The 19745-nt window shown below is 36.6% G+C and carries 17 protein-coding genes and 2 pseudogenes; 11 read left to right on the top strand and 8 right to left on the bottom strand.

The window, feature by feature from the left end; translation table 11 throughout:
- The first annotated feature begins 48 nt into the window (after positions 1-48).
- From ON07_RS00440 to ON07_RS00430, 3 genes are read left to right on the top strand one after another with little or no spacing between them, the layout of a single operon-like run.
- Complete coding sequence (locus ON07_RS00440) at positions 49-2556, top strand: ligase-associated DNA damage response DEXH box helicase (RefSeq protein WP_010227301.1); 2508 nt, start codon at positions 49-51, stop codon at positions 2554-2556.
- A gap of 58 nt (positions 2557-2614) precedes the next feature.
- Complete coding sequence (gene pdeM, locus ON07_RS00435) at positions 2615-3250, top strand: ligase-associated DNA damage response endonuclease PdeM (protein ID WP_010227299.1); 636 nt, start codon at positions 2615-2617, stop codon at positions 3248-3250.
- A 15-nt stretch (positions 3251-3265) separates the two neighbouring features.
- The gene (locus tag ON07_RS00430; protein WP_010227297.1) at positions 3266-4063 is read left to right on the top strand and encodes a hypothetical protein; all 798 of its coding nucleotides are present in this window, start codon (positions 3266-3268) and stop codon (positions 4061-4063) included.
- Here the strand turns inward: ON07_RS00430 and ON07_RS17535 are convergent.
- Positions 4060-4911, bottom strand: a complete 852-nt coding sequence (locus tag ON07_RS17535; RefSeq protein WP_316928050.1) for an NAD(P)/FAD-dependent oxidoreductase — start codon at positions 4909-4911, stop codon at positions 4060-4062. The two genes, ON07_RS00430 and ON07_RS17535, sit on opposite strands and share 4 nt — an antisense overlap.
- 34 nt (positions 4912-4945) lie before the next feature.
- Entirely contained in the window at positions 4946-5416 is a 471-nt protein-coding gene (locus ON07_RS17530; RefSeq protein ID WP_316928049.1) for an FAD-dependent oxidoreductase, read from the bottom strand.
- A 181-nt stretch (positions 5417-5597) separates the two neighbouring features.
- On the opposite strand from ON07_RS17530, the gene mfd reads away from it, so the two are divergent.
- On the top strand, positions 5598-9002 hold the full coding sequence (gene mfd / locus ON07_RS00420) for a transcription-repair coupling factor (protein WP_010227296.1): 3405 nt from the start codon (positions 5598-5600) through the stop codon (positions 9000-9002).
- A gap of 57 nt (positions 9003-9059) precedes the next feature.
- On the opposite strand, the pseudogene ON07_RS13975 reads toward mfd, so the two are convergent.
- The 3 genes and pseudogenes from ON07_RS13975 to ON07_RS00405 form a co-directional block, all read right to left on the bottom strand.
- A pseudogene (locus tag ON07_RS13975) lies at positions 9060-9418 on the bottom strand (endonuclease domain-containing protein).
- An 81-nt stretch (positions 9419-9499) separates the two neighbouring features.
- Entirely contained in the window at positions 9500-9859 is a 360-nt protein-coding gene (locus ON07_RS00410; RefSeq protein ID WP_010227295.1) for a YraN family protein, read from the bottom strand.
- Positions 9860-9943: 84 nt separating this feature from the next.
- Positions 9944-10519: a hypothetical protein gene (locus ON07_RS00405; protein WP_010227294.1), complete on the bottom strand. Its 576-nt coding sequence runs from the start codon at positions 10517-10519 to the stop codon at positions 9944-9946.
- A gap of 219 nt (positions 10520-10738) precedes the next feature.
- Between ON07_RS00405 and metG the strand changes: the two genes are divergently transcribed.
- The 4 genes and pseudogenes from metG (at position 10739) to acs (ending at position 16401) form a co-directional block, all read left to right on the top strand.
- A complete protein-coding gene (gene metG / locus ON07_RS00400; RefSeq protein WP_010227293.1) occupies positions 10739-12808 on the top strand; it encodes a methionine--tRNA ligase in 2070 nt (689 codons plus the stop codon).
- A 191-nt stretch (positions 12809-12999) separates the two neighbouring features.
- Positions 13000-13308, top strand: coding sequence for a GIY-YIG nuclease family protein (locus tag ON07_RS00395; RefSeq protein WP_010227292.1), 309 nt, complete (start codon positions 13000-13002; stop codon positions 13306-13308).
- Positions 13309-13490: 182 nt separating this feature from the next.
- Positions 13491-14468, top strand: a complete 978-nt coding sequence (locus ON07_RS00390; RefSeq protein ID WP_010227291.1) for a histone deacetylase family protein — start codon at positions 13491-13493, stop codon at positions 14466-14468.
- A gap of 25 nt (positions 14469-14493) precedes the next feature.
- Positions 14494-16401: pseudogene (gene acs / locus ON07_RS13970) on the top strand (acetate--CoA ligase).
- A gap of 92 nt (positions 16402-16493) precedes the next feature.
- On the opposite strand, the gene ON07_RS00380 reads toward acs, so the two are convergent.
- Entirely contained in the window at positions 16494-16826 is a 333-nt protein-coding gene (locus ON07_RS00380) for a single-stranded DNA-binding protein (RefSeq protein ID WP_010227287.1), read from the bottom strand.
- Between the two features lie 214 nt (positions 16827-17040).
- Between ON07_RS00380 and ON07_RS00375 the strand changes: the two genes are divergently transcribed.
- The 3 genes from ON07_RS00375 to ON07_RS00365 all read left to right on the top strand — a co-directional run bounded on the left by ON07_RS00375 (position 17041) and on the right by ON07_RS00365 (position 18784).
- Positions 17041-17571: a GNAT family N-acetyltransferase gene (locus tag ON07_RS00375; RefSeq protein ID WP_010227285.1), complete on the top strand. Its 531-nt coding sequence runs from the start codon at positions 17041-17043 to the stop codon at positions 17569-17571.
- 33 nt (positions 17572-17604) lie between these two features.
- Complete coding sequence (locus ON07_RS00370; RefSeq protein ID WP_010227282.1) at positions 17605-17967, top strand: glyoxalase/bleomycin resistance/extradiol dioxygenase family protein; 363 nt, start codon at positions 17605-17607, stop codon at positions 17965-17967.
- A 73-nt stretch (positions 17968-18040) separates the two neighbouring features.
- Complete coding sequence (locus ON07_RS00365) at positions 18041-18784, top strand: CPBP family intramembrane glutamic endopeptidase (RefSeq protein ID WP_237708808.1); 744 nt, start codon at positions 18041-18043, stop codon at positions 18782-18784.
- A gap of 54 nt (positions 18785-18838) precedes the next feature.
- Here the strand turns inward: ON07_RS00365 and ON07_RS00360 are convergent, their stop codons facing one another.
- On the bottom strand, positions 18839-19249 hold the full coding sequence (locus tag ON07_RS00360; protein WP_010227278.1) for a VOC family protein: 411 nt from the start codon (positions 19247-19249) through the stop codon (positions 18839-18841).
- A 187-nt stretch (positions 19250-19436) separates the two neighbouring features.
- A complete protein-coding gene (locus ON07_RS00355) occupies positions 19437-19706 on the bottom strand; it encodes a hypothetical protein (protein ID WP_010227277.1) in 270 nt (89 codons plus the stop codon).
- Between the last annotated feature and the right edge of the window lie 39 nt (positions 19707-19745).

Genomic DNA, 19745 nt, shown 5'->3' with positions numbered 1-19745 from the left:
AAAATGAAATATCTTCTTCTGGTAAATATAAAATCCTTTTTCATTTAAGTGAACAGAGCAGAATCTATAAAACTGGCAAACCAATGGTTTTCTGAACAAGGCTGGAAACCTTTTAAATTTCAGAAAGATACCTGGAAAAATTACCTACAAAATAAAAACGGACTTTTAAACGCTCCAACTGGAAGCGGTAAAACCTACGCCTTGTGGGTGCCAATTGTTTTAGAATACATCAAGAAAAACCCGGATTATAAAACCAAACATAAAAAAGGATTAAAAGCGATCTGGATCACGCCACTTCGAGCACTTTCAGTAGAAATAGAACAATCTGCAAGAAGATTTGCTGAAGAAAAGGGCACTCAATTAACTGTTGGAATTAGAACTGGAGATACTTCCCAAAAAGAACGAGCTGCACAAAAAAGAATGATGCCGGATTTATTGATCACAACTCCGGAGAGTTTACAATTGCTATTGGCATCAAAAAATTACGATAAGACCTTTAAAGACCTAAATGCGATTGTAATAGACGAATGGCATGAATTGTTAGGAACAAAACGTGGAGTGCAAGTAGAACTGGGTTTATCTCGACTGAAAACGATTTCAAAAAAATTAAAGATTTGGGGAATTTCAGCGACCATAGGAAATCTTCAACAAGCTCGAGAAGTTTTGTTAGGACCAACTTCTGAAGCTTTTAAAAATTCAGAATTAATAAGAGCCGATTTAGATAAGAAAATCTCTGTACGATCTATAATTCCTGAAAAAATGGAAAAATTTCCATGGCGCGGGCATTTAGGTTTACACTTAATTGCGGAGGTTGTTCCAATTATAAACAACTCTAAAACCACTTTAATTTTCACGAATACACGCTCGCAATGCGAGTTGTGGTTTCAGAAATTAATGGAGAAATACCCGGAATTTGCCGGAGATGTTGCGATGCATCATGGCAGTATCAATAAAGAAACAAGACTTTGGGTAGAGCAAGCAATTAGAAACGAATCTTTAAAAGCAGTAGTGTGTACTTCCAGTTTAGATTTGGGAGTAGATTTTGCTCCGGTGGAAACGATCATTCAGATAGGAGGCCCTAAAGGAGTGGCGAGATTTATTCAGCGGGCAGGGCGAAGCGGACATCAGCCCGGGAAAGAAAGTGTGATCTATTTTTTGCCTACGCATGCAATAGAACTTATAGAAGCTGCCGCGCTCCAAAAAGCCGTGAATAAAACGGTGGTAGAAGATAGAATTCCTTATTTATTAAGTTTTGATGTCTTGGTACAATACTTAACAACCTTGGCAGTATCTAATGGTTTTTTCCCTGCTGAAATTTTTCCTGAAATAAAAAACACTTTTTGTTTTCAAGGAATCACCGAGGACGAATGGATATGGGTACTAAATTTTATTACGAAAGGAAGCCAGAGTCTGCAGGCGTACGATGAGTATAAAAAAGTAGAAATTGAAGAAGACGGAAAATTTAAGGTGAATGATCGTGGTGTGGCAATGCGCCATCGGTTGCAAATTGGAACCATTGTAAGCGACGCCGTGCTTACCGTAAAATATATGAAAGGTGGTTTTATTGGAAGTATAGAAGAATGGTTTATTTCTAAATTGAAACCGGGTGATGTGTTTACATTTGCTGGCAGAAATCTGGAATTAGTCCGTATAAAAAATATGCAAGTGATCGTGAAATCTTCAAAAAGTAAGACGTCGCGTGTTCCAAGTTGGCAAGGAGGAAGAATGGCTTTTTCGGCACAAATGAGTGAGCTTTTAAGAGAAGAAATGTACGAAGCTGCTGCCTTTATGGATGAGAATCCTGAATCTGTAACTTTGCTTAATGGAAAGAAAAGTAAAAGTTCTGCCCCGGAATTAAAGGCTTTAAAGCCTATTTTTAAAAGACAGTTAAAGGAATCCATCATCCCAAAAAGTGAGGATTTTTTAATTGAAACCTTTAAAACAAGAGAAGGCTATCATGCTATTTTTTATCCCTTTGAAGGTAGGTTTGTACACGAAGCCCTAGGAAGTTTATTGGCCTATAGAATCAGTTTATTATTGCCTATCAGTTTTACCTTGGCCTTCAACGATTATGGCTTCGAATTACTTTCAGATCAAGAGATCGATATGCAACAGGTGTTAGATAATAATCTATTTTCTTCAGAATTTCTTATGGACGATCTCTACAAAAGTTTAAACGCTACAGAAATGGCTCGTAGAAAATTTAGAGATATCGCGGTAATTGCAGGAATGGTATTTACAGGCTATCCTAATAAGCTGATAAAAACAAAGCATTTACAATCGAATTCTCAGTTGCTCTTTAGTGTTTTTAGAGATTATGAAGCAGATAATCTTTTATTTCAACAAGCATTTAGAGAAACATTCGAGCATCAGTTAGAAGAAGGCAGATTGCGATTGGCGCTAGAGCGAATCTCACATCAAAACATTATCTGGAAAGCCTGCAAAAAACCAACACCATTTTCATTTCCTATAATTACAGATAGGTTACGGGAAAAGTTGTCTTCAGAAAAAGTAGAGGACCGCATTCGTAAAATGCTAAAATCTCTCGAGAAATAAATTAAAATTTTATTATTAGCTTCGAGAAAATCTGCCTCTATGAGGTTAAATTTGCAGCGTGTTAGAAAAGATCCAATTAGCCAATCAGCATTTTGTTTTGCATCCAAGCGGTGCGATGTTATGGGAGGAGCAGCAAATGCTGCTGATTAGCGATGTGCATTTGGGTAAGATTTCGCATTTCAGAAAATTTGGAAGCGCTGTGCCTTATAAGGCGATTGCAGAAAATTTTATTCGGCTTACGGAAATCTCCGAATATTTCAGTCCTAAAACTATTTGTTTTATGGGCGATCTTTTTCATAGTTCGTTGAATGCGGAATGGGATTTATTCGCAGATTGGGTAGCCAACATAGATGCTTCAATTGTTTTAGTAGCCGGAAACCACGATATTATTTCAGAATTAAAATATGAAGCATTGGGGATTAAAATTTTTTCTGAAATAACTCATAGCAAAATTTTATTAACACATCATCCTGAAGAACGAGAAGCTTACTATAATATTTGCGGACACCTACATCCGGGTTTTAAATTGAGAGGTGTTGGGCGGCAGGTAGTAAAATTGCGTTGTTTTTACCGGAATAAAAAACAATTAATAATGCCGGCTTTTGGTGAATTCACCGGAAATTTTTGGATTTCTCCCAAAGAAGGGGACTCGATTTATGCAATTACTAAAAAAGAAGTAATTTTAGTTCATTAACACTTACTCATTAAAATGAACGGAAATAACGCTGTATTAAATCTATTGTCGGTTCTATTTGCAATAATGATGAGCTATTTCTCTCAAATTTTAGAACTCAATAACAATACAATTAGAAAACTTAGTCTGGAAAACGACACCCTGTTCACTCCTTCAGGATTCACATTTAGCATTTGGGGTGTTATTTATATTGGCCTAATAGTAATGGCAGGACATCAATTATATAAAACTTTTATAGGCGATGATGACGATGGATTGAATTTCAAAACAGGGCCATGGTTTATTATAGCGAATGTCGCTAATGCATTATGGGTTGTAGTTTGGTTATATGAATACGCTTTTCTATCGGTGATTTTAATGCTTATAATTCTATTTAGTCTCATAAAATTAATTCTGATTAATAATATGGAACGCTGGGATGCGCCATTTAAAACCATCGCTTACTTTTGGTGGCCCATTTGTTTGTATTCTGGATGGATCACTGTAGCCACAATAGCAAACATCTCTTCTGTTCTTGTAAATTATAAATGGGATGGTTGGGGATTAAATGAAGTCTTATGGGCAAACATCATGATCGTTGTTGCTGTAATAATCAATCTCCTAATGATCTATACTCGAAATATGCGAGAATTTGCCCTGGTTGGGGTTTGGGCTTTTGTTGGAATTTATTTTAAAAATATAGAAGCCATACCAAATGTGGCCTATGTTGCTATGGCTGCAGCAATCTTATTGTTTTTAAACATCGCTTATCATGGCTTTTTAAACAGAAAAACTAACCCGATGTATAAATTGGTAAATGGGAAACCTCTCTAAACCATTCCCTTTATATCACTTCCCCAAGTGGGATACGCATAGATCATTGTCTTTAATTCTTTACAAGTTAATTTCCCACACATCGCCATTACGAACATGTTGATAATTTCTGAAGCTTCCGGCCCCACTAAATGAGCTCCTAAAACCAAATTTGTTTTTTTATCTACTAAAGTTTTATACGCATATTCTTCGGTGTTTACCCTTTTAGCATTAAACCATTGAGGCACTAACTTATGTTCTAACCTATACTCATAGCCTTTTTCTTTCGCTTCTTTTTCTGAAAGCCCTACAGAAGCCAGATTTGGAAGTGTAAATACCACCGAAGGCTGAGGTGGGAAGTTTACTTCCTTAGGTTTTTCAGGGTTCAAAAGATTCGCGATTACAATTAAGGCTTCTTGCGAAGAAAGCGGCGTTAAGGGAAGGCCTGTGCTATCTGAAACATCGCCACAAGCATATACATTTTTATTGGTGGTATTCTGAAGAGTTTTATTTACTGAAACTCCTTTTTTGCTGAAAGAAACATTTCCTTTTTCAATATCAAGATCTTCTATAGATGGAACTCTTCCGGCCGTATTAAATACAAGTTCAGCTTTTGCAGAAATCTCTTTTCCATCCTTAATTGCAGTAACTCTAAAGTTTTTTCTAAGCTTTTCAATTTCTGAAACCTCAGCATTAAAAATGAAATTTATTCCTAATTTTTCTGAAGCTGTTACAAGATAACCTACCATGTCTTCATCAAAATTTGTAAGTGGTCTGGAGGCTACATCCATCATTGTAACTTTCACTCCAAGTCGGGCAGCCATGTGAGCGAACTCCATTCCTATATAACCCGCGCCGATAAAAATCATACTTTCCGGTAGTTTCGGAAGGTTTAAAAAATCATCACTTATTAAAGCATGCTCTCCCGGGGATTTTTAATTCCATAGGTTTTTGCCCTGTGGCAATCACAATTTTTTTAGCAATAATGGTTTTTCCTTCTACAGAAAGAGTGTTTTCGTCCAAAAATTTAGGGGATTGGTGATACATAGTAACTCCCAATCTTTTAAAGTCCTTTTCCGTTTTCGCAGGAACTGCATCTACAAAAGTCTCTTTAAACGCCATAAGATCCGGCCAACTGAATTCTGGCATTTTTGTGATTCCTATGCCTTTCATTTTATGAGCTCGGTCCATAATCTCCGTAAGTCCTAAAAGGACTTTTTTAGGATCGCAACCCCTTTGAGAGCAAGTTCCGCCAAATTCACGATGGTCTGCAATGGCCACTTTCCAGCCTTCTTTAACACAAGCCGTAGCTACTTTTTTCCCCGCTGTACCGGTACCTATTACTAAAACATCGAATTCTTCAAACTTTGCCATATCCTAAATTTTAAACGCTTCGGAAATTACTGAAAATGCTTTGGTTTTATCTTGAATCCCTCGGTTTTGGGCTGAATTTAACATCTAAAGCGTTTTTAAAATTGGATTATTTTAAGGAAACAGGTTACAAATAATTATTAAACTTTTGTGAGGGAACTAGGGAGCGATTATCTTTGCGCCAATGAGTAAATCTACTATTGCCCAAACATTTGCAAAGTCTCTGCAGCAGCAGAAACTTGGGGGTTTTATTGCCTCTTCTGAAAAAATCAATTCGAAAATTCAATTAAAAGGTCTGATGGGATCTGCATTGTCTTACGTGATTTCGAATGCTTTTGAAGAAGCTGAGCACCCATTTTTACTGATTTTTAACGATAAGGAGGAAGCTGCCTACTATTTGAACGATCTCGAGCAATTGATGGGTGATAAAAATGTGCTTTTTTATCCTGGGAGTTATCGCAGGCCTTATGAACTTGAGGAAACAGACAATGCTAATGTACTATTAAGAGCAGAAGTTCTTAATAGAATAAATTCCAGAAAGAAGCCGGCACTTATTGTTACCTATCCGGATGCCTTGTTCGAAAAGGTGGTTACCAGAAAAGAATTGGAGAAAAGCACTTTAAAAATTGCAGTTTCAGATCATCTTTCACTGGATTTTGTAAACGAAGTACTCTTCGAATATAAATTCAAAAGAGTAGATTTTGTAACAGAACCGGGAGAATTTTCGGTAAGAGGTGGGATTATAGATGTTTTTTCTTTCAGTAATGATGAGCCTTATAGAATCGAATTTTTTGGAGATGAGGTAGATAGTATCCGGAGTTTTGATGTGGAAACACAACTTTCTAAAGACAAAGTGAAGAAAATCTCGGTGATGCCAAATGTAGAGCACAAGCGTTTGGATGAGGTTCGGGAAAGCTTTTTAAAATATGTCTCTTCTAAAACAGTGGTTTTTATAAAAAATCAGGAATTGTTGGCAGGAGCTATGGATAAGCTTTTCGAAAAAGCAGAGGAAGCTTTCGGTAAACTTTCAGAAGACATAAAATATAACACTCCAGAGGAATTATTTTGCACTTCGGGCTTGCTTACAAAGCAACTAGAGGAATTTAAGATGGTGGATTTAGGAAATAATTCAAATCTTCGCAAGAAATCAAGTGCTATAGAAACTTCCGAAGTAATAGAATTTCATACCAAGCCTCAACCTTCTTTCAATAAGCAATTCGAACTTTTAATAGATAACCTGATCGAGAATCAGGAAGCGGGATATACCAATTATATCTTTTGTGTAAGCGAGCAGCAGGCAAAGCGTTTTCATGATATTTTTGAGGATCAGGAGCGCCAAGTAAAATATCATACCGTGGTGCTTTCGATGTATCAAGGCTTTATAGATCCGGATGCTAAAATGGTTTGTTATACAGATCATCAAATTTTTGAGCGCTATCATAAATTTCATCTAAAAAACGGGTATGCGAAAAAGCAGGCCATCACTATTAAAGAGCTAACAAATTTGGAAGTGGGAGATTATGTAACCCATATAGATCACGGAATAGGAAAGTTTGGCGGACTTCAAAAAATAGATGTTGAAGGTAAAATGCAGGAGGCCATTAAACTATTTTATGGCGAGCGTGATATTTTATATCTCAGCATTCATTCCTTACATAAAATTTCCAAATTCAACGGGAAGGATGGCAAGCCACCAAAGATTTATAAACTTGGGAGCAATGCCTGGAAGAATTTAAAGCAGAAAACCAAGGCCAGAGTTAAACATATCGCCTATAATCTAATCGAATTATATGCAAAACGTAGAACTCAGGAAGGTTTTCAATATGGTCCGGATTCGTATTTGCAATTAGAACTGGAAGCGTCGTTTTTATATGAAGATACACCAGACCAAAGCACCGCAACTGCAGATGTGAAAGCGGATATGGAAAGTCTGCGGCCAATGGATAGATTGGTGTGTGGAGATGTTGGATTTGGGAAAACCGAAGTGGCCATTCGAGCTGCTTTTAAGGCTGTAGATAATGGCAAACAAGTAGCGGTTTTAGTACCAACTACTATTTTGGCATTTCAGCATCATAAAACTTTTACAGAGCGCTTAAAGGATTTTCCTGTAACGGTAGACTACTTGAACAGATTTAGAACTGCCAAAGAGCGCAGAGAAACACTCGAAGATCTTGAAAAAGGAAAAGTAGATATTATTATTGGTACGCATCAATTAGTAAACAAAGCCGTAAAATTTAAAGATTTGGGCTTGTTGATTGTAGATGAAGAGCAAAAATTTGGAGTTGCCGTAAAAGATAAATTGAAGACCATCAAAGAAAATGTGGATACGCTGACGTTGACTGCAACGCCAATTCCGCGCACGCTTCAATTTAGTTTGATGGCAGCAAGGGATCTTTCTACTATCACCACGCCACCGCCAAACAGGTATCCTATCGAGACGAATGTAATTCGATTTGGAGAAGAAACTATTCGAGATGCTATTTCTTATGAAATTCAGCGAGGAGGACAGGTGTTTTTCATTCATAATAGAATTGAAAATATTAAAGAAGTTGCCGGAATGATTCAGCGCTTGGTGCCGGATGCTAAAGTTGGAGTTGGACACGGACAAATGGAAGGAAAAAAACTCGAAAAGTTGATGTTAAGTTTTATGAATGGGGAATTCGATGTATTGGTTTCGACCACTATTATCGAGAGCGGACTCGATGTAACCAATGCCAATACGATCTTTATTAATAACGCCAATAACTTCGGACTTTCAGATCTGCACCAAATGCGAGGAAGAGTAGGGCGTAGCAATAAAAAAGCATTTTGTTACTTTATTACTCCGCCATATTCTGCGATGACGGATGATGCCAGAAAGCGAATCACTGCCTTAGAACAATTTTCAGAATTGGGTAGCGGAATCAACATTGCGATGAAGGATTTAGAAATTCGAGGAGCAGGAGATCTTTTAGGAGGGGAGCAATCTGGGTTTATGAATGAAATTGGATTCGATACCTATCAGAAAATCTTAAATGAAGCGATTGAAGAATTAAAAGAAAATGAATTCAAGGATCTTTATGAAGATACCGAGGATATTGAAGATAAGGTGTATGTAAAAGACACCCAAATAGACACCGATTTTGAGCTGCTCTTTCCGGATGATTATATCAATAATATTACTGAAAGGCTGAATTTGTATACGCAACTCAATAATATCAAAACCGAAGAGGAGCTTCAAAAATTTGAAGCCGATCTCGAAGATCGTTTTGGGGAATTGCCAATACAGGCGATAGATTTATTGAATAGTGTTCGAATTAAATGGATTTCGTCACATATTGGTTTGGAAAAAGTGATCCTAAAACATGGGAAATTTATTGGGTATTTTCTTTCAGATCAGCAATCGAAATTTTATCAAACTCCGACCTTTACAAAGGTGTTACAATATGTGCAAACCCATTCGCATACTTGCACTATGAAAGAGAAACAAACCAGAGCCGGTTTGCGTTTGTTATTGACATTCGAAAAGATAACCTCTATAGATAGAGCTTTGAAAGTATTAGAGCCTTTGGATTTTAGAGTGAAAGTGGAGGAAGAGGCGAAGGTTTAATTTTTTTTTTGCTCCCACCTATTTTTAGGAGGGGTGCTCGAAGAGCGGGGTGGTCAGTTATTTAAAATTATCTTTAATTTCCTGTAGTACAGAGTCTAAATTATCGAACACCATTTTATTTTCAAATCTAATTACTCTAAAACCTAATTCTTCTAATATCTTAGTTCGGTTTTCATCCTTTTTCTTAGCTGTTGGATTGAAATGCACTTGTCCGTCAAGTTCAATAATTAATCTTTCTTCAGGGCAGTAAAAATCTGCAAAAAATTCTGGATACTATGTTGTCTTCTAAATTTTCTTCCCTCTAATTTGCGTTGTTGTAATTGTTTCCAAAGAAATGCTTCAGCGGAGGTGAGATTTTTTCTAAGCTCTTTTCTATAGGGTTCCAGATACTTTCTATTGTGAATTTTTTTATTCATAATTGTGGTTTTACCCTTCCGACATTCCTACGGAACGCCACCTTCCCTAATGAAATAGGGAAGGAGCAAAAAAAATGTTATTTAGAAATACAAAAAAGCATTCTCCAAATGCTCTATTTTGGTGCCAGCCTGATTTTTGATGATGGCTATAATATCGAATCGAACATCTACTTCTAGTTCGTGTTCGGTGACATAGAAGTCAACTGCTTTTACAAGATTTTGAATTTGTTTGCCTTTTACAAAATCCTGTGGATTTCCAAAGTCTGGAGTGCTTCGGGTTTTTACTTCAATAATTGCTAAAACATCCTCTTTTCTGGCGATAATATCTACTTCAGCTTTTTGATATCGAAAATTTCTGGTAAGTATTTGATAGCCCTGTTTCAAAAGATATGAAACTGCCAGATCCTCTCCCTTTTTCCCGAGTTCGTTGTGAAATGCCATTTATTGTCTTGATTATTTCGTAGGGAAAGAATAATGACTTAAATGTACTATTTTTCAACATATTATAGACCTTGAATTTCTGAATTAAGGTTTGAACAAGATCGCTTTTACTTTAAGATCGAGTTCTTTAATTTCTTCGGGAGTAGCAGTTACAATTTTATCTCCGTAAAACTTATTTTTAGGTTCCTTCTCTGGAGCAAGAAACACATGTACATTAGATTTTTCTAATTTTCCATCATTCCACAAAGTTGCGCCACTATAATCCCATCCAAATCCATAGAACGAAATGGGTTTTTGATTCATTTCGGTTAATTCATCGTAGGTGGAACCTATTTTAATAGTGGACTTACTTTTCCATTTTCCGTTGGAATCCATCCTAATATCCTCTATTTGAGTTCTATCCTTGTCTTTCCAGGTAATATGCAATTCATCTGGAGTATTTGGAGAGATCACTGTATATGCTCGTTCTTCGGTTCCTTCTTCAAACAAACCAACATCTTCAGAAATCACTTCATTTGGGAATGTGCTTTTAAGAGTTAAGGCATTCATATCCAAAAGGTCTTCAACAAATAATTGGTTGGAACTTGGAGTAGTTGCTTTTTTTGAAGAATTACAGGCAACAACAAGTAGGATAGCCGATAAATAGAGAAATTTGCGCATAACTAATATTTTTGGCTAAAATCCATTTCTCACAGGACTTAAGCATGGTCTTTTGCAATAATTTAACGCATACTATTTAGCAGTTGCTTACCTTTGCGCCCGTAAATCCCTCACAGAGGGTATCGATCCCCGAGGTTTACCCTCGATTTATTAAAAACAATTTTCAATTCGATATCTCGTGGGTTTATCCCGAGGTTATTGATTAAATTTTAAAAGCTAATGAGCAATACACCACAACGTTATACAATTACCGCAGCATTACCTTATACAAATGGACCTATACATATTGGGCATTTGGCAGGTGTGTACGTACCCGCAGATATTTACGCCCGTTTTTTAAGAATGCAGGGGAAAGATGTGGCATTTGTTTGTGGAAGCGATGAGCACGGAGTTGCTATCCCGATGAAAGCTAAGAAAGAAGGGATTACACCGCAAGAATTGATAGATAAATATCACGGGATTATTAAAAAGTCCTTTGTAGATTTTGGGGTGACTTTCGATAATTATTCTCGTACCTCCAATAAAATTCATCATGAAACGGCTTCAGAATTTTTTAAGAAGTTATATAACGATGGGAAATTTATAGAGGAAACTACAGAACAATTGTATGATGTTGAAGCCAACCAATTCCTTGCAGATCGTTTTGTGACCGGGACATGTCCTAAATGTGGCAATCCTGAAGCCTATGGCGATCAGTGTGAAAGTTGTGGAAGTTCTTTGAATGCTACAGATCTTATCAATCCTAAGTCTGCCATTACAGGGGCAGTGCCAACGATGAAGGAAACCAAACACTGGTTTTTGCCTTTAGATCAGTATGAAGATTTCATGAAAGAATGGGTGATAAAGGGCCACAAGAAAGATTGGAAGGCCAATGTGTACGGACAAGTAAAATCTTGGGTAGATGAAGGTTTACGAGCACGTGCTGTAACCAGAGATTTGGAATGGGGAATTCCTGTGCCGGTAGAAGGAGCTGATGGGAAAGTGCTATATGTGTGGTTTGATGCCCCAATTGGATACATATCGGCTACTAAAGAATGGGCAGCACGGGAAGGAAAGAACTGGGAAGATTACTGGAAAAAAGAAGACACCAAAATGGTGCATTTTATAGGGAAAGATAATATCGTGTTTCACTGTATTATTTTTCCAATTATGCTGAAAGCGGAAGGAAGTTATATTCTTCCTGAAAACGTGCCTGCAAATGAATTCTTGAATTTGGAAGGGAATAAACTTTCCACTTCTAAGAATTGGGCAGTTTGGTTACATGAATATTTGGAGGATTTTCCAAATCAGCAGGATGTGTTAAGGTATACCCTTACCGCCAATGCTCCGGAAACTAAGGATAACGATTTTACCTGGAAAGATTTTCAGGCAAGAAATAATAATGAGCTAGTTGCAATTTTTGGAAATTTTATAAATAGAGCGGTAGTTCTTACTCACAAATATTACGACGGAACCATTCCAGCACCGGGGGAATTTACAGAAGTAGATGATGATACCTTAGCTGCAGTAAAAGCATATCCGGCCGTTATTGCAAGTTCTGTAGAGAGATATAGATTTAGAGAAGCGCAAGGAGAATTGATGAATCTTGCCAGACTCGGAAATAAATATTTGGCAGATGAAGAGCCTTGGAAAGTTGTAAAAACAGATCCGGAAAGAGTAAAAACAGTAATGTTTGTAGCGCTTCAAATCTCTACAGCATTGGCAACTTTAAGTGAACCTTTCTTGCCATTCACTTCAGAGAAGTTGAAAAGCATATTGAACCTTTCTTCAGTAGAAGGCGCTCTTAAATGGGAAGATATTTCAATAAATGATACGCTAATCCCTGTAGGACATACGATAGGAAAGGCGGAATTGCTTTTCAGTAAAATTGAAGATGAACAAATTCAGCAACAACTAGATAAATTGGAAGCGACGAAAGCAGCTAACGAAGCAGAAAATAAGAAAGCAGAACCACAAAAAGAGGAGTCTTCTTTTGACGATTTTACGAAGATGGACCTTCGTGTTGGGACGATCGTTGAGGCTTCAAAAATGCCAAAGGCAGATAAATTATTGGTTTTAAAAGTAGATACCGGAATCGATGTGAGAACTATTGTTTCGGGAATTGCAAAGAGCTTTAAGGCTGAAGATATTATTGGTAAAAAAGTAACCGTTTTGGTGAATCTTGCTCCGCGTAAATTACGAGGAGTGGAAAGCCAGGGAATGATCTTGATGACAGAAAACGCTGAAGGGAAATTGGTGTTTTTAAACCCCGATGAAGAAGGAGTGAAGAATGGGACGATAATTAGTTAGTTCTCGTTTTGATAGTTCTCGATCCCGAAAGCTTTCGGGACGCTCGAACTGACATGCTTTTGTCTCCTCGAGCGGAGTCGAGAGGTCTTTTGGCTTTCTTGAATGCAATTTGTATTGTTAAATCTTTTATTGTCACCTCGAACGTCCCGATAATTATCGGGAGAGAGGTTATTAACTAACTAGGACTAATTATGAAATTCTATTATGTTTATATCCTAGAATGTTCAGATATGTTATTATATACAGGTATTACCAATAATCTATCCCGAAGAATAACAGAACATAATTCAGGATTAAATAAAACATGCTTCACCTATAAAAGAAGACCCATAAATCTCATTTTTAGTCAGGAATTTAATGATGTGAATCAGGCTATTTATTTTGAAAAGAAGATAAAAAAGTGGAGCGCAGTTAAGAAAAGAGCTTTGGCAAAGAAAGATGATTTGTTATTACATCTTTTAGCTGAATGCAGGAATGATTCGCATTTTAGGAATAAATAATAAGTTCTCGATATTCAAAAGTTTTAGATCCCGATCGTTCTCGACTCCGCTCAAACTGACAGATCTTTGTCACCTCGAGCGTAGTCGACGGGTCAATAATCTTTCAAATATATAATTTTGTATTTTGAATTGGTCACCTCGAGCGGAGTCGAGAGGGAGGTTAAAAACATGAAACTCTATTAATGCTTAAAATAGCAGCTCATCCAATCTTTAAACATCCACTTCCGGAAGGGCATCGGTTCCCAATGGAAAAATATGAGTTGCTGCCAAAGCAATTGCTGCATGAGGGAACTTGCACCAGGGAAAATTTCTTTGAACCGGAACTCCCTAAAATATCCAATGTTTTAGCAGTTCACAGTCAGGATTATGTAGCTGACTTATTAGAACTTACAGTAGATAAACGAGCGGCTCGAAAAATTGGTTTTCCCCTTTCCGAAGAGCTAATTCAGCGAGAACTTATTATTGCACATGGTACCATGAAAGCTTGCGACCACGCTTTGAACTATGGAATTTCAATGAACATTGCTGGCGGAACTCATCATGCCTACACAAGTCATGGGGAAGCTTTTTGTTTGCTAAACGATCAAGCTATTGCGGCAAGATATCTTCAGAAGAAAAAAGGGATAAAAAAGATCTTGATTGTGGATCTCGATGTGCATCAGGGAAACGGAACTGCAGAGATTTTTCGAGAGGATGCTTCAGTTTTCACCTTTTCAATACATGGAAAGAATAATTATTCTTTTAGAAAAGAGACCTCCGATCTGGATATCGAATTGGTAGATCAAACGGGAGATAAAGATTACCTTGAGGTATTAAAAAATACCCTGCCGGAACTTATTAATAAAGTGAAACCAGATTTCATCTTTTATTTAAGTGGGGTAGATATTTTAGCAACCGACAAACTTGGAAAACTCGGTTGTACAATAGATGGATGTAAAGAGCGCGATCGGTATGTATTGCAAACCTGTCACGATTTAAATATTCCGGTAGAGGTTAGTATGGGTGGCGGCTATTCTCCCGAAATTAAAATGATTATTGAGGCGCACGCCAATACCTTCCGACTAGCACAAAAAATCTTTTTTTTAAATAAGCAACACTATCAAAACTCCCTCATAAAAAGAATTCTGGTTGTTGATACTCTTATAATTTCTATATCTTAGAAGCTGATTAAATTTTTAAATCGGTATGAGTAGTTATCACATAAAAAAATCTGGAAGAATACTATCAAGTCTATAGAAAATCGGTGAGGGATCCGGAAAATTTCTGGTCAGAGATTGCTGAAGAACATTTTGTTTGGAGAAAACCTTGGGATAAAGTGCTGGATTGGAACTTTTCTACACCGGAAGTAAAATGGTTTGAAGGAGCACAACTAAATATTACAGAAAATTGTATCGACAGGCATTTAGCTACAAAAGCAGATAAAACCGCCATCATTTTCGAGCCAAATGATCCTTCAGAGGAAGCACAACATATAAGTTATAAGCAGCTGCACGAAAAAGTATGTGCTTTTGCAAATGTGTTAAAGGAGCAGGGAATTAAAAAAGGAGATCGCGTGTGTATTTATTTACCCATGATTCCTGAATTGGCTGTTTCTGTTTTAGCATGTGCGCGGATTGGTGCTATCCACTCTGTTGTATTTGCAGGATTTTCAGCAACCGCTTTAGCTACCAGAATTAACGATTGCGAATGCAATATGGTGATTACTTCGGACGGCTCTTTCCGTGGAACTAAAACAATCGATCTTAAAGGAATTGTAGATGAAGCTTTGGAGAATACACCAACCATTAAATCTGTATTGGTAGTGAAGCGAACGGATGCTGATATCAATATGAAAGATGGAAGAGATCATTGGTTGCAACCTCTTTTAGAGAAAGCGAGCAAAGAATGTGTGATTGAAATAATGGATGCGGAAGACCCTTTGTTTATTTTATACACTTCCGGATCTACAGGAAAACCGAAAGGGATGCTACATACCACAGCGGGATATATGGTATATAGTGCCTATACTTTTAAAAATGTGTTTCAGTATAAGGAAGGAGATGTGTATTGGTGCACGGCCGATATTGGCTGGATTACCGGGCATAGTTATATTCTTTATGGGCCACTGGCAAATGGAGCGACCACCATAATGTTTGAAGGAGTACCAAATCATCCCGATTTTGGACGATTCTGGGAGATCATAGAAAAGCATAAAGTGAACCAATTTTATACAGCACCTACTGCAATTCGAGCTTTAGCGAAAGAGAAATTAGAGTTTGTAGAAAATCATGACTTATCCTCGCTCAAAGTGCTGGGAACCGTTGGAGAGCCTATTAATGAAGAAGCTTGGCATTGGTATAATGATAATGTAGGGAAAAAGAAAAGTCCGATTGTAGACACTTGGTGGCAAACCGAAACAGGAGGGATTATGATCTCTCCTATTCCATATGCAACACCAACGATCCCAACCTATGCGACCTTACCATTACCGGGAATTCAGCCTGCGTTAATGGATGAACATGGGAAAGAGATCGAAGGGAATCAGGTAGATGGACGCTTATGCATTAAATTTCCTTGGCCGGGAATGGCTAGAACTATTTGGGGAGATCATAAGCGCTATAAAGAAACCTATTTTTCGGCCTACGAAAATAAATATTTCACCGGAGATGGTGCCCTAAGAGATACCGTTGGATATTACCGAATTACAGGAAGAGTAGATGATGTGATCATTGTTTCGGGTCATAATCTGGGAACTGCACCAATTGAAGATGCAATAAATGAACATCCTGCAGTGGCTGAATCGGCAATTGTAGGTTTCCCACATGATGTGAAGGGAAATGCACTTTATGGGTATGTGATTTTGAAAGAAACGGGAGAATCAAGACTTCATGAGAATTTAAGAAAGGAGATTAATCAAATTATCACGGAACATATTGGGCCTATTGCAAAACTCGATAAAATTCAATTTACTGTGGGCTTACCAAAAACACGATCCGGGAAAATTATGAGAAGAATCTTGCGTAAAATTGCTCATAAAGACACTGATAATTTAGGAGACATTAGCACCCTTTTAAACCCTGAAGTGTTCAAGAGATCATAGATAATGCATTATAGAATTTAATAAAGTAATAAAATATAAAGCGCCAAGAAGAATTTACTTCGTGGCGCTTTTAGCATATTAATTAATCAATTTCTTTTTTCCGGAACTATTTCCCTAACAGAAGCAATTCACTACAAACGATTTCGGTAACATAACGTTTAACTCCTTCTTTATCTTCATAGCTGCGGGAAGTTAATTTTCCTTCAATTCCCACTTCTTTTCCTTTTGGAACATAATTTTCAACTATTTCGGCGGTTTTTCCCCATACCACGATGTTATGCCATTGGGTATCTGTAATTTTCTCTCCTTTTGCATTTTTATAAGATTCATTGGTGGCCATGGTGAATTTTGCCAGAATTTTTCCTGATTCAAGGTGTACGATTTCAGGATCATTACCTACGTTCCCGATCAATTGAACTTTGTTTCTTAAAGTGCTCATAACTATAGAATTTATTGCAGTTGAAAATCATTCGTTCATTTCAACAGGACAAATGTATATGAGGACTTTTGGCGTATTCGGTTGCGAAAGGTTTGTTTTCGTTTACTTACGTTTGTAAGCGTTTGTTGTCGGATATTGTACAATTATTAGGGCATTAAAATATAACTTTACATGAGTGTATAAGATTATATTCGTTAGCTTTTAAATTAATTCGATGAAAATTAAGATCCGTCAAGAAGTAAAGAAAGATCGCAGTGCTGTTTTCGATCTTATTGAAAAAGCTTTTAGAAATGAGAAATATAGTGATCATAAAGAACAGTATTTAGTGACAAGGCTTAGGGATTCTTCAGCCTTTACGCCCGAATTATCATTAGTTGCAGAAGCTGAGAAGGAAATTTTGGGACATATTCTTTTAACTAAAATTAAAATAATTAATAAAGATAAGGCATTCGATTCCTTGGCTCTAGCCCCGGTGAGTGTGTTACCTGATTTTCAGGATAAAGGAATTGGAAGTAAATTAATAACAGAAGCACACGCGATTGCAAGGCAACTCGGATATAATTCTATAATAGTGGTAGGTCACAAAAATTATTATCCGAAATTTGGTTATAAAATGTTGAAACTCTTTGGAATCTCGGTTCCTTTTGAAGTTCACGAGGAAAATGCAATGGGTATTGAGCTGGTTAAAAAAGGACTATATGGCGTTGACGGGATTGTTCGCTATCCTTCAGAATTTTACGAATAATTGTTACTCGAGTAAATAAAAAATCAAGACATTATGAAGACAAAGCTTTTACAAATGTCACTAGTACTTCCAAGTCAGGATATATACAGAGATATACAATGGTATCATGATTATGTGGGATTCGAAATGATTTCTAAAGACGATATGTATGCGGTATTAAAAAGAGAAGAACTTTACATTCATTTGCAATGGCACGCCGATACTCCGGACGATACTCTTCTAGGCGGTTCTGTAGTTAAGATCTTTGTAAAAAATATTGGAGCAATCTTTAAAGAGTTTGTAGAAAGAAAAACCGTAACTGAAGATAAGTTAATTTTAAACACTGCCTGGAATACAAATGAATTTGGCTTTTATGATCTTAATAAAAATGCAGTCTTTTTTGTTGAGGATCTTTGAAGATAGACTTAGTTAGCAAAATTGGAATTACCTTACTATTATATAAAAATCCACATGCGCCTAAAATTTAATGATGAAGGTGTTTAAAATTAAATTAGGCTTATTAAAATTCGATTGGAAATTTGGCTTAGTTCTAATTCTCCTTTTTGGAATTCCTAGATTTCTCTTTGTTTTGGAAGCTAACAGAACTGGTAACTATAATTTTACCTCGCTCATTTTTCTCTTAATGTGGATCACTCCTTTTATTTTACTTACTAAACAGGGAAGGAGGAAGATTGGAATAAAGAAACCAGAAAAATATATTTGGTTGGTATATTCCTCCCTACTGGGAATCGTTATTTGTGCAATTGTGTTTTTTATCGGCCAAGTTTTATATGATACTTCTATTAGTAATTGGTTTAATTATATTTCCAATTCCTATACAATTCCTGCGAAAAATTTAGAAGGATCGGGAAGGCATATCTATTTTGCGATTTTCGCTTTTATTGGAATGACTTTTAGCCCAATAGGCGAAGAGCTGTTGTATCGCGGACTTATTCACGAAAGCTTCGTTCCTAAATTTGGAGAAAACACAGCATCTGTAATTGATAGCCTGGCCTTTGCTACGGTACATTTAGCTCATTTTGGACTTATTTATAGCTCTGGAAGTTTAAGACTTTTATTTATTCCAGCAATTTTATGGATGCTTCTTATGTTTTTTACTAGTAGACTATTTTTCTACTGTAAGAAAAGATCGGGGAGTATTTATGGCGCAATCTTGAGTCATGCAGGATTTAATCTTGCAATGACGTATTTTATATTTTATTATATTTTGTGATATCTTTTAAAAGCGACACTTGTCAATAGAAACAACTTGATTTTGAAATTATGATTATTCTCTATATTCACTTATTTCAAATAAATGTCCATCGGGATCTCTAAAAAAGCATCTCGTCTCTTGCCCATGTCTTAATGGAGGAGTTAGGAATTCCGCTCCTCGCTTATTTAGCAACGCGTAAGTTTTCTCACAATCATTTACACGGATGGTAAAGGAATGGCTAACAATATTTTTATCTAATGGTGGCTTAAAAAACACCTCCGGTTTATCTGGAGTAGGTTCTCCTCCAGTTACTAAAAGAATCCAATTATTTAAAAATTCTAGTACTATAGAGTCATTACCATATTCCCTGAAAATTTTTGCGCCAAGAACGTCAACATAAAATCTTTTTGAATCTTCTAAGTTAGATACCGTTAAAATAGTGGTCAATTCTGAATTTTCAAATGGGTTATTGGTGTCTTTCATGTGCTATTTTTTCAAATAGATATTGAATATAATTATAGGAAAAAGAGTAGTAGCTTCATTTTTTAATAGAAACAAATGGCAATAACGCTCAAGCGAACACAAGCTATCTTGCGCTCACAGGATTTTTTTGCAGCGCAATTAAAGCAACTACTTATAAAATATTAAAAGTATGTAAGCGGTTCATTTTCTAAGCTTCTACCGGCATAGACATTTTAATAGGCTCTAATACCGTGTGTTTTTCTTTTATAGCTTGGTTTTTTGGGTCGTTAATAATGGACTTCAATTTATCCAAATCGGTAACTTCAAAAACCACCACTACAGATTTTGGGTCATCGGTATCTTGAAAGGTTTTAAAACTGGATACGGCAGGAGCGAATAAAGACACCCTATCGTCATGACCTTTTAGCCAAGTTTCAATATCTCCTACTTTGTGTCGTGCAACAATCGTTTTACTCATCTTAATTGTGTTTAATTTTATGTTTACTCTAATCGGTTT

The organism is Gillisia marina, assembly GCF_000258765.1.
Lineage (GTDB): Bacteria > Bacteroidota > Bacteroidia > Flavobacteriales > Flavobacteriaceae > Gillisia > Gillisia marina.
This window is presented reverse-complemented; position numbering and strand designations above follow the sequence as displayed.

Coding starts and splice junctions, on each gene's coding strand:
- ON07_RS17535 (WP_316928050.1), bottom strand. CDS start 4,911: ATGATTTTTATCGGCGCGGGTTATATAGGAATGGAGTTCGCTCACATG.
- ON07_RS00430 (WP_010227297.1), top strand. CDS start 3,266: ATGAACGGAAATAACGCTGTATTAAATCTATTGTCGGTTCTATTTGCA.
- ON07_RS00370 (WP_010227282.1), top strand. CDS start 17,605: ATGAAGACAAAGCTTTTACAAATGTCACTAGTACTTCCAAGTCAGGAT.
- ON07_RS00390 (WP_010227291.1), top strand. CDS start 13,491: ATGCTTAAAATAGCAGCTCATCCAATCTTTAAACATCCACTTCCGGAA.
- metG (WP_010227293.1), top strand. CDS start 10,739: ATGAGCAATACACCACAACGTTATACAATTACCGCAGCATTACCTTAT.
- ON07_RS17530 (WP_316928049.1), bottom strand. CDS start 5,416: ATGGCAAAGTTTGAAGAATTCGATGTTTTAGTAATAGGTACCGGTACA.
- ON07_RS00410 (WP_010227295.1), bottom strand. CDS start 9,859: ATGGCATTTCACAACGAACTCGGGAAAAAGGGAGAGGATCTGGCAGTT.
- ON07_RS00405 (WP_010227294.1), bottom strand. CDS start 10,519: ATGCGCAAATTTCTCTATTTATCGGCTATCCTACTTGTTGTTGCCTGT.
- ON07_RS00375 (WP_010227285.1), top strand. CDS start 17,041: ATGAAAATTAAGATCCGTCAAGAAGTAAAGAAAGATCGCAGTGCTGTT.
- ON07_RS00395 (WP_010227292.1), top strand. CDS start 13,000: ATGAAATTCTATTATGTTTATATCCTAGAATGTTCAGATATGTTATTA.
- mfd (WP_010227296.1), top strand. CDS start 5,598: ATGAGTAAATCTACTATTGCCCAAACATTTGCAAAGTCTCTGCAGCAG.
- ON07_RS00355 (WP_010227277.1), bottom strand. CDS start 19,706: ATGAGTAAAACGATTGTTGCACGACACAAAGTAGGAGATATTGAAACT.
- ON07_RS00360 (WP_010227278.1), bottom strand. CDS start 19,249: ATGAAAGACACCAATAACCCATTTGAAAATTCAGAATTGACCACTATT.
- ON07_RS00380 (WP_010227287.1), bottom strand. CDS start 16,826: ATGAGCACTTTAAGAAACAAAGTTCAATTGATCGGGAACGTAGGTAAT.
- ON07_RS00365 (WP_237708808.1), top strand. CDS start 18,041: ATGAAGGTGTTTAAAATTAAATTAGGCTTATTAAAATTCGATTGGAAA.